14 protein-coding genes are annotated in these 15,726 nt (G+C 42.3%); 4 read left to right on the top strand and 10 right to left on the bottom strand.

Translation table 11 applies throughout. The annotated features are described in order from the left end of the window. Nucleotides 1–539 precede the first annotated feature (539 nt). The 10 genes from mioC to VRUMOI_RS00050 form a co-directional block, all read right to left on the bottom strand. Nucleotides 540–989, bottom strand: coding sequence for an FMN-binding protein MioC (gene mioC, locus VRUMOI_RS00005; RefSeq protein ID WP_089138017.1), 450 nt, complete (start codon nt 987–989; stop codon nt 540–542). Between the two features lie 13 nt (nt 990–1,002). Further along, on the bottom strand, nt 1,003–2,364 hold the full coding sequence (mnmE, locus tag VRUMOI_RS00010) for a tRNA uridine-5-carboxymethylaminomethyl(34) synthesis GTPase MnmE (RefSeq protein ID WP_089138018.1): 1,362 nt from the start codon (nt 2,362–2,364) through the stop codon (nt 1,003–1,005). Nucleotides 2,365–2,517: 153 nt separating this feature from the next. Next, nucleotides 2,518–4,161 carry a membrane protein insertase YidC gene (gene yidC / locus VRUMOI_RS00015; protein WP_089138019.1) on the bottom strand — a complete coding sequence of 548 codons (1,644 nt, stop codon included), beginning with the start codon at nt 4,159–4,161 and terminating at the stop codon, nt 2,518–2,520. A gap of 2 nt (nt 4,162–4,163) precedes the next feature. Then, complete coding sequence (gene yidD / locus VRUMOI_RS00020) at nt 4,164–4,421, bottom strand: membrane protein insertion efficiency factor YidD (RefSeq protein ID WP_089138020.1); 258 nt, start codon at nt 4,419–4,421, stop codon at nt 4,164–4,166. Further along, the gene (gene rnpA, locus VRUMOI_RS00025) at nt 4,388–4,711 is read right to left on the bottom strand and encodes a ribonuclease P protein component (RefSeq protein WP_231897527.1); all 324 of its coding nucleotides are present in this window, start codon (nt 4,709–4,711) and stop codon (nt 4,388–4,390) included. Before rnpA ends, yidD begins: the two co-directional genes overlap by 34 nt. Before the next feature lie 46 nt (nt 4,712–4,757). Further along, on the bottom strand, nt 4,758–4,892 hold the full coding sequence (gene rpmH / locus VRUMOI_RS00030; RefSeq protein ID WP_017024264.1) for a 50S ribosomal protein L34: 135 nt from the start codon (nt 4,890–4,892) through the stop codon (nt 4,758–4,760). Between the two features lie 221 nt (nt 4,893–5,113). Continuing rightward, nucleotides 5,114–5,851 carry an amino acid ABC transporter ATP-binding protein gene (locus VRUMOI_RS00035; protein WP_089138022.1) on the bottom strand — a complete coding sequence of 246 codons (738 nt, stop codon included), beginning with the start codon at nt 5,849–5,851 and terminating at the stop codon, nt 5,114–5,116. Beyond that, nucleotides 5,848–6,519 (bottom strand): amino acid ABC transporter permease, encoded by a 672-nt coding sequence (locus VRUMOI_RS00040; RefSeq protein WP_089138023.1) that lies wholly within the window; start codon nt 6,517–6,519, stop codon nt 5,848–5,850. The genes VRUMOI_RS00035 and VRUMOI_RS00040 overlap by 4 nt, the downstream gene beginning before the upstream one ends. Before the next feature lie 17 nt (nt 6,520–6,536). Then, nucleotides 6,537–8,267 carry an ABC transporter ATP-binding protein/permease gene (locus tag VRUMOI_RS00045; RefSeq protein ID WP_089138024.1) on the bottom strand — a complete coding sequence of 577 codons (1,731 nt, stop codon included), beginning with the start codon at nt 8,265–8,267 and terminating at the stop codon, nt 6,537–6,539. A gap of 245 nt (nt 8,268–8,512) precedes the next feature. Then, nucleotides 8,513–9,274, bottom strand: a complete 762-nt coding sequence (locus VRUMOI_RS00050) for an amino acid ABC transporter substrate-binding protein (RefSeq protein WP_231897464.1) — start codon at nt 9,272–9,274, stop codon at nt 8,513–8,515. A gap of 330 nt (nt 9,275–9,604) precedes the next feature. Here VRUMOI_RS00050 and dnaA point away from each other — a divergent pair, with 330 nt between their 5' ends. The 4 genes from dnaA (at nt 9,605) to gyrB (ending at nt 15,724) form a co-directional block, all read left to right on the top strand. Continuing rightward, on the top strand, nt 9,605–11,014 hold the full coding sequence (gene dnaA / locus VRUMOI_RS00055) for a chromosomal replication initiator protein DnaA (protein WP_089138025.1): 1,410 nt from the start codon (nt 9,605–9,607) through the stop codon (nt 11,012–11,014). 72 nt (nt 11,015–11,086) lie between these two features. After that, a complete protein-coding gene (dnaN, locus tag VRUMOI_RS00060) occupies nt 11,087–12,187 on the top strand; it encodes a DNA polymerase III subunit beta (protein ID WP_089138026.1) in 1,101 nt (366 codons plus the stop codon). Further along, nucleotides 12,188–13,267, top strand: coding sequence for a DNA replication/repair protein RecF (recF, locus tag VRUMOI_RS00065; protein ID WP_089138027.1), 1,080 nt, complete (start codon nt 12,188–12,190; stop codon nt 13,265–13,267). Between the two features lie 18 nt (nt 13,268–13,285). Continuing rightward, complete coding sequence (gyrB, locus tag VRUMOI_RS00070) at nt 13,286–15,724, top strand: DNA topoisomerase (ATP-hydrolyzing) subunit B (protein ID WP_089138028.1); 2,439 nt, start codon at nt 13,286–13,288, stop codon at nt 15,722–15,724. The last annotated feature ends 2 nt before the right edge of the window (nt 15,725–15,726 follow it).

Consider the following 15,726-nt stretch of genomic DNA (forward strand, 5'->3'; position numbering starts at 1 on the left):
GATCAGACCTCAAGAGTTAAAATAAAACGATCACAGCAAAATGATCTTTAGAAATAAAAGGAGCGATATTCTACCTTTTTTAATCTTCAGTGAGAATCAATTTGTCGGATTAAATAAAGGATCTTAGAGCTTTAATATATATAAGATCTTTATATAGATCTTTTATTAGATCTACTATTAGGGAACCACGATCTTGTGGATAAGCGGAAAATGATCATAAAGATCATACCTTTTAGTGGGATCCTTTCTTGTGATCTACCGTTGATCTAATCCTGTATTAGCTGGGATCTAAATCGGTACTTATCCACAGTGGATATGATGATGATAGTTATCCAATGAATAACTTTGCTAAGATCACAGGATAAAGTGATGTTTATCCACAGTCCATTTGTTCAAAAAAACATCACATGGTTTACGTTGTTTGACGTTTTTACTTTTCATACACAGTTTTTACATCAATATGGTGGGAGCTTTGGAAAGGAAAAACAAAAAAAGCAGACCCATGATCTGCTTTTTAGTCGTTAGTATTATCACTTTTGCTAGCTTTGGCTTGCGATAAAAGCCTCTAGATTCTCGGTTAGCCAAGCTTCTGCTGGGTCCTCTGGAACCGGCGTTTCGATAACATCTATTTCCAAATGTGGGCAAAGTTCCTGGGTTCCGATGTCTAATAATGTTGCTCTAGCATCTCTTCCGGCGCCACAAAAGGTATCATAACTTGAGTCGCCAATTGCAATAACTGCAAACTGCACATCAGACATACGTGGCGGTGATGATTTAATCGTTTCAATAAAAGGCTGAATATTATCTGGATAATCACCTGCACCATGAGTGGAGGTAATGATCAACCAAACCCCTGTTGCTTCAATATCGGCAAGATCCGGTTGGTTATGGATCTGAGTATCTAAACCTTGTGCGACGAGCAGATCATTTAAGTGATCGCCCACGTATTCCGCACCACCTAAGGTGCTACCTGTAATAATGTGGATCATATTATTCCTTTAACTACTTACCAATACAGAATGAAGAGAAAATACGGCCTAATAAATCATCGGAGCTAAATTCACCGGTAATTTCACTTAAGTGCTGCTGAGTGATACGTAGCTCTTCTGCTAAAATTTCTCCGGCCATATAGCCTTCAAGTTGTTGCTGGCCAATGGTGAGGTGCTCTGATGCCTTATCGAGCGCTTCTAGATGACGGCGACGAGCCATAAAGCGACCTTCACTGCCACCAGCAAAGCCCATACATTCTTTTAAGTGCTCACGCAGGGATTCTACTCCTTGTCCCGTTTTAGCGGATAGGCGTATTAAGGTTGGATTATTAACATGACAAATACCGAGTACTTCGCCGGTTTGATCGGCTTTGTTGCGAATGACGGTCATCCCAATGTTATCGGGTAAACGTTCAACAAAATCAGGCCAAATTTCTTTGGGATCAGTGGCATTGGTGGTGGTGCCATCAACCATAAAGAGAACTCGATCGGCTTGCTCTATTTCTTCCCAAGCACGTTCAATACCTATTTTTTCTACTTCATCAGACGCTTCTCGTAACCCTGCGGTATCAATGATATGCAGTGGCATACCATCGATATGTATATGCTCTCGTAACACATCTCGTGTAGTTCCAGCTATATCGGTTACGATAGCGGAATCTTTACCTGAAAGCGCATTAAGTAGGCTAGATTTACCCGCATTAGGGCGGCCTGCAATCACCACTTTCATCCCTTCGCGAATCAGAGCACCTTGATTGGCTTCTTTACGAACGGAAGCTAAGTTATTAATAATGGCTTGCAAGTCACCACTGACTTTTCCATCGGCTAAGAAGTCGATTTCTTCTTCTGGAAAATCAATGGCTGCTTCTACGTAAATACGTAGGTGAATAAGGGATTCTACGAGGTGATTAATACGTTGAGAAAATTCACCTTGTAAAGAATTGAGTGCGGATTTTGCGGCTTCTTCAGAGCTAGCATCGATTAAATCAGCAATTGCTTCGGCTTGAGTTAGATCGATCTTGTCATTTAGAAAGGCGCGTTCAGAAAATTCTCCGGGCCGAGCTGCTCTGATCCCGTCAATTTTTAGAATTCGTTTGATCAACATATCCATGACGACAGGACCACCGTGACCTTGCAGCTCTAAAACATCTTCACCAGTAAAGGAATTGGGATTAGGGAAATAAAGTGCGATCCCTTGATCAAGCTGAGTACCATTTTCATCTTTAAAAGGTAAGTATTCGGCATAACGAGGTTTTACTTCTCGGCCCAGTACTTCTAGGGCAACTTGAGTCGCCTTAGGGCCTGATACGCGGATAATACCAACGCCACCACGGCCGAGTGCGGTTGCTTGAGCGACAATTGTCTCTGTATTCATGATTCCAACCATTTAAAAGGTGAAGTTTTTTCAATTGTAATTCGCCTTATTAATTTATAAAGCGATAAATGAGATAAAGCGTAAATCGAGATTAACCAAAAGGCAAAAGGCGACCAATGCGGTCGCCTTATTGATTATGTTGCCAATCTAAGATTATTTCTTAGAGTGCAAACCTTTCTTCTCTAACGCTCGGTAAATCAAGGTTTGTTGTACCAAGGTTACGATGTTTGACATTAGGTAGTAAAGAACCAAACCTGATGGGAACCACAAGAAGAAGAAGATGAAGATGACAGGCATAAACATCATCATTTTCTGCTGCATTGGATCCGTTACCGTTGTTGGGCTCATCTTCTGGATGATCAACATCGAGATACCCATCAATACAGGCAAGATGTAGTAAGGGTCTTGCGCTGATAAATCATGGATCCAACCGAAGAATGGTGCATGACGTAACTCAACCGACTCCATTAATGCCCAGTAAAGTGCAATGAAGATTGGCATTTGCAGAAGAATAGGGAAACAGCCACCTAATGGGTTCACTTTTTCTTCTTTATACATTGCCATCATTTCTTGGCTAACACGTTGGCGGTCATCACCTAGGCGCTCTTTCATTGCCGCAATTTTAGGTTGCAGCATGCGCATTTTCGCCATTGAGGTGTACTGAGCTTTAGTCAGTGGGTACATCGCACCACGAACAATGAAAGTCAGTAGGATGATCGCGATACCCCAGTTAGACACGAAGCTTTGGATAAATGACAATAAAGTATGTAGTGGTTTAGCAATAAACCATAACCAACCGTAGTCGACAACCAAATCAAGGTGTGGAGCAGTTGCTTCCATCGCATCTTGAAGTTTTGGACCAGCCCAAAGTGTTGATTTAATTTGGCCTGTTTGGTTGTTTGCAATCACTTGGTTTGGTGTGCGAACACCAATATCGGCAATGTTACCAATAACACGAGAATAAATCGTTGTGCCAGGTTGATCACGAGGAATCCAAGCCGAAGTAAAGTAGTGCTGTAGCATCGCTACCCAGCCCTGACCATCTTCCAGTTTGATGTTAAGATTTTTATCTTTCATCTCATCAAACTTGTATTTTTTGTAGTGAGTATCGGACGTTGAGAATGCACCGCCAGTATAAACCGGCATACCAATATGACCGCTACCTTCAACCATAGTTTGACGTAGGTGCGCGTACATACCTAAAGTCGCATCTTGGCCTGAGTGGTTATTAATGTCATAAACCACATCAATCGCATAGCTGCCACGTTTAATGATGAAGGTTTTGGTGTAATCAATACCATTGGCGCTGTAAGTCAGAGGAATACGTAATTCATCTTGGCCTTCGGCTAATTGGTAAGATTGTGCGCTTGATTTATATTGGGGACGTTGAGCTGAGCTAACGTCAATTCCTTGTGGACCCACTAAGCCACTTTGAGCGATATATTCATGCTCAGGTGTATTTTGTAGAAGAACAAAAGAATCTTTAGAATCTAGTGTTGCGTTGTATTTGTTCAGCTTGGCTGAAACCACATCACCACCGACAGGATTAATCGCTAGAGTCAGTACATCAGATTTTACGTCGATGTTGAAAGCGGCCGGTAGAGTTTTTGCTTGCTGAGGAGCTAACGGATCAGCTGACGCTTCAGCAGGGTCATGCGGTAGGCTACTGTCGGTATTCGTTTGAGTCTGCTGCACGCTAGTTTGAGCCGGTTGAGCATCTTTATTATTCCATTGTTGGAACAACAAAAAGCTGACTAGAGCAAAAGCGATTAACAGGATATTACGTTGAGAATCCATTGTTATTTATCTCTGTCGTGTTTTTGATTTGGTGGGACAGGGTCATATCCCCCAGCATTTAAAGGATGGCATTTTAATAGACGTTTGCCAGATAACCAACACCCTTTTACAAAACCGTGCGCACTGATTGCTTCTACAGCATAAGTAGAACACGTTGGAGTAAAGCGACATCGAGGACCAAGCAAAGGACTAATGATTCCTTTATATAGGTAAATTAACCTAATTGCTAACCACGATAAGGGCGAGATAGGCGATGCCATAACTTCTCAAATATTTTAAAAACTTCTTCGTTACTCAAATCTTGAGCACTCTTTTTCGCAATTACGACAAAATCTTTATTTGGCAATTGGGTTTGTTTTAGGCGAAAGCTTTCACGGGCTAAACGTTTAAAACGATTACGACCAACCGCGGTTTTGATTTGTTTTTTCGGAACAGCTAATCCAAGTCTTGGATGGGAGAGTGTATTATTGCGAGCGATAATAGTGAAATGAGGGGAGCCTGCTCGATGAGCTTGCTGAAAGACGTTTTGATAATGCTCGGGAGTTAACAAACGTAACTCCCGAGTAAAAGTAGACTTAGTCAAAATAATTCAAGAATTATTTTGAAAGGCGCTTACGGCCTTTTGCACGACGTGCATTAATTGTCTTACGACCATTCTTAGTTGCCATACGAGCACGGAAGCCGTGAGTACGTTTGCGCTTAAGAACAGTAGGTTGAAAAGTGCGTTTCATGGTAATTACCTTTACTGATCAGTAGTTTATAGGTTCTTGTTAAACCCGGTGTAAGATGTTTTATCCGACACCTCTCAACAAAGAGGCGGAATTGTAATCATTGACTGGCTAAGAGTCAATGCTACAGGGCTTAATAAACGCGGAATTCGCATAATAAAAAGCCAGTTGGCCTAAAAATCTGTGTGCGGATTATACGGGTTCCTAAGTCAAGTGCAAGGATCCTATTGGATCCCAACTTGATTTAAAAACTTAATAAGTTGTGGATTAGTCGGATCTTTAAATATTTGATCCGGCGTGCCTTGTTCAACAATCTTGCCATCCGCCATATAGATCACTCGATCGGCGACCTCTCGAGCAAATTGCATTTCATGCGTAACCACCAGCATGGTTTGGTGTTGTTTGGCCAGTTTCTTCATTAAAGACAGTACTTCGCCGACCCATTCGGGATCAAGAGCGGAAGTGGGTTCATCAAATAACAATAACTCGGGATCAAACGCCATCGCTCGGCCAATCCCAACGCGTTGTTGCTGGCCGCCTGATAAAGATGTTGGGTAGCTGTCTCCTTTATCTCCTAAGCCGATGTCGTCTAAAATTTTCTGTGCATGGGCTAGGGCATCAGCTTTCTTCCAGCCTCTCACTGTAATTAACCCTTCCGCGATATTCTGCCGAGCCGTTAAATGGGCGAATAACGCATAATTTTGAAAGACAAAGCCAGTTTTGCGGCGTAATGCCAGCATGTCGGCTTTGCTGTAGTTTTCAGTATCAACTTTCGTGTTTTCTATTTCGATCACCCCTTGTTCTGGGCTTTCTAAAAAGTTCACACAACGTAGTAAGGTTGATTTACCGGTACCGCTTGAACCAATAATGACGATGATTTCGCCTTTTTTTATCTCAATATCAACGCCACGCAAAACTTCAGTATTACCGAAGGATTTATGTAAATTGGAAATTCGAATCATCGTTGGTAAGCCTTATTGAGCTTGGTTTCAGCCCAGTTTTGTACTTGAGTTAATACTAAAACAACGCCCCAATAAATGAGCGCTACCGCTAAGAATGCTTCAAAGAAACGGAAGCTTGAAGAGGCTTCCATTTGAGCTTTGGCCATGATTTCCGTCACACCTAAAGTAAATGCTAATGACGTTGATTTGATCATATCGATGAAATAATTCATTAATGACGGCAATGCGACTCGAGCGGCTTGCGGCAAAATGATTCGGCGCATTGATTGCAAACGTGTCATACCAATTGAAATACTGGCCTCCATCTGGCTGCGATCAATACCAATAATGGCGGCGCGAATACTTTCTGCCATATAAGACGCAAAGTGTAATGTTAAGCCAATCACCGCGGCACTAAAGGCGTCAATACCCACCATAATAGGGAAGAGTTGTGGTAAGCCGTAATACAGCAAAAATAGTTGCACTAATAGCGGGGTGCCACGGAAAAAGCTGATATAGAGCTGACTCAATTGGTTTAATACGGGTACCTTAAACACACGAATATTGGCAATGATAACCGCCAATATTAGAGCAAAGACCACGCCCCATAATGCCATTTCTAATGTTGTGCCTAAATACCGAAATAGGATCGGTAGCAGTTCTAGCATGTAATGGAAATCAAAATTCATGACTAAGATGACTGTCCTTATATTGAAGCAAATTGCCAGCTAACTTGGCCTTTTGAGCCTTGTGCATGCAAACGATATTGGTGATAGTGAGCGACTTTACTTCGGTGTGCAATACTCACTAAGGTTGTTTCTGGTAAGCGATTAGCCAGAAGTTGGTACATTTGGCTTTCGGTTTCTTCATCTAATGATGAGGTCGCTTCATCTAAAAATAACCATGTTGGTTTTAGAATGAGCGCTCTGACCATTGCGACACGTTGCTGCTCACCGGGTGACATCGTATGTGACCACTGTTCAGTGTTATCTAACTTTTGACTAAAATGGTCGAGTTGGCAATCACACAATAATTGTCGAATATCTTGATCACTGATATTGATATCCACATTAGGGTAGCACAACACCTCACGCAGCGTGCCTGACGGTAAATAAGGCTTTTGTGGCAAGAATAAGCTGTGTTGTGCCAACTCTATTTTTCCCTCAGAAAACGGCCAAATTCCCGCAATGGTTTTCATTAACGTACTTTTACCAATTCCAGATTGTCCTGAGATTAAAGTATGTTGACCGGGCTGTAAGGTAAGTTCATTCAAATCACTAAGTATTGTGCCGTTTGGCAATTTAACCGTACATTGATGAATGGCTAAGTAATCTTGTTGATGGCGCGTCAATAAGAGTTTTGAGTTGGCTGCTTGCTGCTTAGTTTCGACCATGTCTTGATTATAGGTGGTCAATCGGTCAACGCTGGCCTTCCAGCTGGCAATGCTCGCGTAGGAGTCGACAAACCAACTTACAGCCCCCATCACTTGAGAAAAGGCATTATTGATTTGCATTAAGCCGCCGAGCTTAATGGCACCAGAGAAAAAACTTGGCGCCGCAATGATAATTGGGAAAATTATCGCAATTTGGTTATAGCCACTATTAAAACCGACAATCTGCTTTTGTTTGCGCATGATTTGCCAAGTATTTTTCCACACATCAGTAAAGCGAAATTCCAGCAATTCACGTTCTTTTTCTTCACCATTATACAAAGCCACACCTTCCGCATTTTCACGTAGGCGTACCATCGAATAACGGAAGTTCGCTTCAAATTTTTGCTGTATAAAGTTAAGACCAATAAGCGGTTTACCAATTTTATGCATAATAAAGCTACCGACAACTGCATACAGCAATGCCGCCCACACCATAAAGCCCGGAATATTGATCTGATGACCGGCGATATCGATATTGAGCGGTGAAGATAGCCCCCATAAAATGGTAATAAAAGAAGCGAGTGTGACGACTGAGTTAAGCAGTCCAAGGGATAAATTGAGAGTATCTCCGGTGAACTGGTCGATATCTTCGGCAATACGTTGATCTGGGTTATCGGTTTGATGATTGCCACGCTCTAATTGAAAGTAAGAGCGATCACTGAGCCATTCAGTAAAATAAGCATTGGTTAACCAACGACGCCAACGTAGTTGCAACATCATATTGAGATAAATTCGATACACCGCAATAGCAATAAAAATCGCAGCGATGATCGAGAACTTTAAGATGAGATGAGTAAAAGCGTCTTTATCTAATTCTTGCAGCGCATTATAAAAATCAGAATTCCATTGATTTAAAATCACCGACATATATACCATGCCGAGGTTGAGTACCACGATAGCGACGAGTAAACCGCGTGCGATCCATTTTTCTTCTGACTGCCAATAAGGTTTAGAGAGTTGCCATACTTTGCCAAGAAAACTGGACGAGGTTAATCGAAGCGCCATATTAATTGGTTCCTTTAAGAAAATAAGAGTTATACATGATGGAAGATAGAGCCATTATTTATTCGCAGGTAATGATTTAATGACCGATAGATAACCTAAGAGTTCATGCATTAGTCTATTTATAGACTCAATAAGTGGGTATTTTGATACAAAAAGCGTGGCTTAGATAGAGGAAAATAGTGAAGCGCTACGGTTAAACCGCTTGCAACGTGTGACTTGTTACAAGCGGTGAGTGATGATTGGGGTTACATTTTGGTGATGTCGGCACCAAACCATTTTTCTGAAATTTTGGCGAGAGTGCCATCTTTACGCATCGCCGCGAGTGCCGCATTCACTTCAGTTTTTAACTTCTGACCTTTCTCATTTTTGACAAACGGCCATGCATTTTCAATCGTTTCAAATGGTTGACCAGCGAGTTGAAGCGGTAGGTTGGTTTTCTTAATTAATTGTAGCGCCGATAAACGGTCCATCACAAATGCATCAGAACGACCTAAAGCCACATCTTGTTCAATACCCGCATCGTAAGTTTTGATGTTGATTTTGCCTTCTTTATCATAGTTACGCAGTACTTGTTCAAAGTTGGAACCTAAGTTAACCGCAACGGTTTTACCAGCCAGATCGTCGACACTTTTGATTGAATCATTGCCTTTTCTCACGGTGATCTGTACACCATCTACCACATAAGGATCAGAGAATATGTATTTGGCTTTGCGTGAATCAGTGATGGAGACCTGATTGGAAATAGTATCAATACGACCGGTTTCTAATAAACCAAATAAGCCTGAGAAGTTGGCGGTGACAAACTTCACGTCATAATGATTACGTTTACCAATTTCGTTCCATAGATCGACTTCAAAGCCTTGCAGTTTATCAAGCTTTTGAAACGTAAATGGAAAGTAGGTACCTGACATGCCTACTTTCACTTCTTGATTCGCTGCTTGAGCAAAGTGGGTAACAGCAAAAAATAGGGCAGCAGCAGTAACAATTTTATTTAAAATTCGGCTCATGGTTTATTCTCCAGATGATTAGACTTTTATTATAACGAGCATGCTATTGATAAATCTAAGAACAAGATGTTATTAATCATAACGATTAGTATCATGATCGCTTGATTTATCGGCTTATTGCTTGTGGGTAACTTTATCCCCTTTTGAACAAAAAGTGCGTATAAAAAGTACTGTAGTTGCTTGACAGTGCACAAAATTGGGATAGTTATAAAAAAACTGTGAATAACTTAGATCTTATTCACTGATCTAAGGATCTATTGCTGGTGATCTTGCAGTCCAAGCTGTAGAATTACATTCCTTTCAGATCATTTCATTTCGTGTGAGGTTCATGTGTCGTCTTCGTTATGGTTGCAATGTTTGCAACAGCTTCAAGAAGAGCTTCCAGCAACTGAGTTCAGTATGTGGGTAAGACCGCTTCAAGCAGAACTCAATGACAATACTCTCACCTTATTTGCGCCTAACCGATTTGTGTTGGATTGGGTGCGTGATAAGTATCTCAATAGTATTAACCGTTTATTGAAAGAGTTTTGTGGTTCAGATACGCCTAATCTGCATTTTGAGGTTGGCAGTAAGCCTGCTCAACGTCCGGTTGATTTACCGAGAAGAACCGCGGCCGACGTGGCTGCTGAATCATCCGCTCCTGCGCAATTGCAAAAAAGTCGCCCATTAGACAAATCTTGGGATACGGGCGAGCGTGAAATTGTGATCGATGTGAATCACCGTTCTAATGTTAACCCTAAGCATAAATTTCATAACTTTGTTGAGGGTAAATCCAACCAATTAGGTCTCGCGGCAGCCAAACAAGTTTCCGATAACCCTGGCGTTTCTTACAATCCACTATTTTTATATGGTGGTACCGGTCTCGGTAAAACTCACTTATTGCATGCGGTGGGTAATGCGATTGTGGAAAGTAAGCCGGATGCTCGAGTGGTGTACATGCACTCGGAGCGTTTTGTGCAAGATATGGTTAAAGCACTGCAAAATAACGCGATTGAAGAATTCAAACGTTACTACCGCAGTTTAGATGCTTTGCTGATCGATGATATTCAATTTTTCGCCAATAAAGAGCGTTCACAAGAAGAGTTCTTTCATACCTTCAACGCTTTATTAGAAGGTAATCAGCAAATCATTTTGACTTCTGACCGTTATCCAAAAGAGATCAACGGGGTAGAAGATCGTTTGAAGTCTCGTTTTGGTTGGGGTTTAACCGTGGCGATCGAGCCACCGGAATTAGAAACCCGTGTCGCGATCTTGATGAAAAAAGCCGAAGATCACCAAATTACGCTTGCCGATGAAGTGGCATTCTTTATTGCTAAGCGTTTACGTTCAAACGTGCGTGAGTTGGAAGGTGCATTAAACCGCGTGATTGCTAACGCCAACTTTACTGGTCGCCCGATTACGATTGATTTTGTGCGCGAAGCGTTGCGTGATTTATTAGCGTTGCAAGAAAAGCTGGTGACCATCGACAATATTCAAAAAACCGTCGCGGAATATTACAAAATTAAAGTGGCTGACTTATTATCTAAGCGTCGCTCTCGTTCGGTTGCGCGTCCTCGTCAGTTGGCGATGGCATTGTCGAAAGAGTTAACCAACCACAGCTTACCAGAAATTGGTGATGCATTTGGCGGCCGAGACCACACCACGGTGCTGCATGCTTGTCGTAAAATTAAAGAATTACGCGAAGAAAGCCACGATATTAAAGAAGATTACTCGAACTTAATTCGTACCTTGTCGTCTTAATTTCAAGCGTTTTGATGCCGCTTATCAGCGTTGGCCGTGTTTTTAATAGAATTAGATTATTTAGAGTAGATTATGAAATTTACCATTGAACGTACTCAATTGATTAAACCTTTGCAGCAGGTATCTGGTGCCCTTGGTGGCCGTTCTAGCTTGCCTATTTTGGGTAACTTATTAATTAAAGTCGATAATGGTGAATTGTCGATTACGGCGACTGACTTAGAAGTCGAACTGGTGTGTCGTTTGGTATTAGAAGGTCACTTTGAACCAGGCAGCACTACAGTTCCATCGCGTAAATTCCTTGATATTTGTCGTGGTCTACCTGATAGCGCTCATATTGATGTGACGCTAGATGATGAGCGTTTACTGATTAAATCGGGTCGTAGTCGTTTTTCATTAGCGACCTTGCCAGCCTCTGATTTTCCAAACATCGAAGATTGGAGCAGTGAAGCGGAAGTGACCGTGACTCAAGGTGAACTGCGTCATTTAGTCGAAAAAACCCAATTTTCGATGGCCAACCAAGATGTGCGTTATTACTTAAACGGCATGCTGTTTGAAATTGAAGGTACAACCTTGCGTTCAGTAGCCACCGATGGCCACCGTATGGCGGTCGCAGAAACCGCGCTGGTGGGTGAGTATTCACAACAACAAGTGATCGTGCCTCGTAAAGGGGTGTTAGAGTTAGTGAAGCTACTTGATCGCCCAGATGAACAGGTGACACTGCAAATTGGTAGCTCAAATATTCGCGCCAATGTTAACGAATTTACCTTCACTTCTAAGCTTGTTGACGGCCGTTTCCCGGATTATCGCCGTGTTATGCCACAATCAAGCAATAAGACTTTAGAAGCGGATTGTGAAGCATTGCGTCAATCGTTTTCACGCGCCGCCATTTTATCCAATGAAAAATTCCGTGGTGTTAGAGTTAATTTAGCCGGCTCAGAAATGCGCATTACTGCTAATAACCCAGAGCAAGAAGAAGCGGAAGAAAACCTGGATGTGAATTATCAAGGTGAGCCATTAGAAATTGGTTTTAACGTCAGCTACGTGCTGGATATTTTAAACACCTTAAAATGCCAGACGGTGCGCATGTCGATGAGTGATGCGAACGCCAGTGCTTTAGTTGAAAACATCGAAGATGCTTCGGCGATGTATGTTGTGATGCCGATCCGTCTATAAATGCCTTTAACTCGTTTATCTATAAAGCAATTTCGCAATATTGAAGCCTGTGATATCTCGTTATCATCAGGCTTTAATTTTCTGGTCGGGCCTAATGGCAGCGGCAAAACCAGTGTGCTTGAAGCGATTTACTTGCTTGGTCATGGGCGTTCATTTAAAAGCACCTTAACGGGTCGCGTGATCCAAAATGAACAAAGTGAGTTGTTTGTTCATGGGCGTTTCTTATCTGGCGATGATTTTGAGCTTCCTATTGGCATCAATAAACAACGAGATGGCAGTAGTGAGGTGAAAATCGGCGGACAGTCTGGGCAAAAAATTGCTCAATTGGCGCAAATCTTGCCTCTGCAATTAATCCATACCGAAGGTTTTGAGCTGCTGACCGAAGGGCCTAAATTTCGTCGTGCCTTTATTGATTGGGGGGTATTTCATACTCAACCTAGTTTTTATGAGAAATGGTCTCGTTTGAAGCGTTTAATTAAACAAAGAAACGCATTATTGAAGACCGCGAGAGGTTATCAAGAGCTCAGTTATTGGGATAAAGAGTTGGCCGAATTGGCGGAAACCATTAGCCAGTGGCGCTTTGACTATGTCACACAACTAAAACAAGTGGCAGAGCACATTTGTGGTGTATTTTTACCTGAATTTGAAGTGAAAATTCAGTATTATAGAGGGTGGGATAAAGACACCCCTTATGCTGAAATTTTAGAAAAGAATTTCGAGCGCGATCAGCAACTCGGTTACACCTTTAGTGGGCCGAATAAAGCCGATCTAAAACTCAAAATTAATGCGACACCTGTGGAAGATGTATTGTCACGTGGGCAACTAAAGCTCATGGTGTGTGCTTTGCGTTTGGCGCAAGGTCAACACCTAACCGACACCACAGGTAAACAGTGTATTTATTTAATTGATGATTTTGCCTCAGAGCTAGATGGTCAACGTCGAGGGCGTCTTGCAGAATATTTAAAGCAAACGCAGGCACAGGTTTTTGTAAGCTCTATTACTGCAAGTCACATTGCTGAAATGCAAAGTGAAAATAGCAGGATGTTTCATGTGGAACATGGCAAAATAGAGCAAGGATAATTAAGGCGAGAACAATTCATGTCGAATAACAATGATTCTGCAAATAGCTATGATTCATCGAGTATTAAAGTACTTAAAGGGCTAGATGCTGTACGTAAACGTCCAGGAATGTATATCGGTGATACTGATGATGGTACTGGCCTTCACCACATGGTGTTTGAGGTCGTCGATAACTCAATTGATGAAGCATTAGCTGGCCATTGTTCAGACATCATAATCACCATTCATGAAGACAACTCGGTATCGGTGAGCGATGACGGTCGTGGTATTCCAACGGAAATGCACGAAGAAGAAGGTGTTTCAGCCGCTGAAGTTATCATGACCGTACTGCACGCGGGTGGTAAGTTTGATGATAACTCTTATAAAGTATCCGGTGGTTTGCACGGGGTAGGTGTTTCCGTTGTGAACGCCCTGTCTGAAAAAGTTGAGCTAACCATCAAGCGCCACGGTGAAGTCTTCCAACAAGTTTATAAGCATGGTGTGCCAGAAGCGCCACTCGCGGTGATTGGTAAAACGGAAGAAACCGGTACGCGTATTCGTTTTTGGCCAAGTGAAGAAACCTTTACCAACATCGAATTCCATTACGACATCCTTGCTAAGCGTTTACGTGAATTATCATTCTTAAACTCTGGCGTTTCGATTAAATTAACTGACGAACGTGAAGAAGATAAAAGCGATCACTTTATGTTTGAAGGCGGCATCCGTGCTTTCGTTGAGCATCTAAATCGCAATAAAACGCCAATTCACCAAAAGATTTTCTATTTTGACCACGCTCGTGAAGAAGACGGCATTACGGTTGAAGTGGCAATGCAGTGGAACGATACCTTCCAAGAAGGTGTATATTGCTTTACCAACAACATCCCACAACGTGATGGTGGTACTCACTTAGCCGGTTTCCGCGGTGCATTAACGCGTACACTGAATAACTTTATGGATAAAGAAGGTTATTCGAAGAAAGCACAAGCGGCGACCTCGGGTGATGATGCTCGTGAAGGTCTAACGGCAGTGGTTTCGGTAAAAGTACCGGATCCAAAATTCTCAAGCCAAACCAAAGACAAGCTGGTTTCTTCTGAAGTGAAATCGGCAGTTGAATCCGCGATGAGCGAAAAACTGTCTGAGTTTTTAATTGAAAACCCGAACGAAGCGAAAATCGTATGTGGCAAAATTATTGATGCTGCTCGTGCTCGTGAAGCGGCGCGTAAAGCTCGTGACATGACTCGTCGTAAAGGCGCGTTAGACTTAGCTGGCTTACCTGGTAAGTTGGCCGATTGCCAAGAAAAAGATCCTGCTCTTTCTGAACTATACATAGTGGAAGGGGACTCTGCTGGCGGTTCAGCCAAGCAGGGACGTAATCGTAAAAACCAAGCGATCTTGCCATTGAAAGGTAAAATCCTAAACGTTGAAAAAGCGCGTTTTGATAAAATGCTGTCTTCACAAGAAGTGGCAACCCTGATCACTGCACTAGGTTGTGGTATTGGGCGTGACGAATATAACCCAGATAAACTGCGTTACCATAACATCATCATCATGACCGATGCCGATGTCGATGGTTCTCACATTCGTACGTTGCTTTTGACTTTCTTCTACCGTCAAATGCCTGAGCTTATTGAACGTGGCTACATCTACATTGCACAGCCACCACTTTACAAAGTGAAGAAAGGTAAGCAAGAGCAATATATTAAAGATGAAGAAGCGATGGAGCTTTACCAAGCGGGTCTAGCACTTGATGGCGCGGCGTTATACGTCAACCCGCAAGCACCGGCGATGACAGGTGAATCGCTTGAGAAGTTGGTGCTTCAATACAACGAAGGTATCAAGTTAATTAAACGCATGAGTCGTCGCTACCCATACGCGATGATCAACGAATTAACTTACATTCCTCGTTTAACGGCTGAAATGTGCAAAGATGCTGAGCAAGTTCAAGCTTGGGGTCAGAAACTGGTTGAGCAGCTTAATGCTAAAGAGGTCGGTGCGAGCCAATACTCTCTTGAAGTTGAAAAACATGAAGAGCTAGGTGTCAGCATTGCAAAATTGGTGGTTCGTACTCACGGTGTGATGCATGAATACGTCGTGTCTTTAGATTTACTTAACTCTAAAGAATACGGTCGTTTAGCCGATCTTTCTGAAGCTCTCGATGGTTTAGTGGAAGAAGGTGCTTATGTGAAACGTGGTGAACGTACACAAGAAGTCTCAACTTTCTCTGCTGCGCTTGACTGGTTAATCAAAGAATCGCGTCGTGGTTTATCACTACAACGTTACAAAGGTCTAGGTGAAATGAACCCAGATCAACTTTGGGAAACCACCATGGACCCAGAAACCCGTCGCATGATGCAAGTAACGATTGATGATGCAGTCGCGTCAGATGAATTGTTTACGACCTTAATGGGTGATCAAGTTGAACCGCGTCGTAAGTTCATTGAAGATAACGCATTGAAAGTAGCGAATCTAGACGTATAGCG

This window comes from Vibrio rumoiensis (assembly GCF_002218045.2).
Taxonomy (GTDB): domain Bacteria; phylum Pseudomonadota; class Gammaproteobacteria; order Enterobacterales; family Vibrionaceae; genus Vibrio; species Vibrio rumoiensis.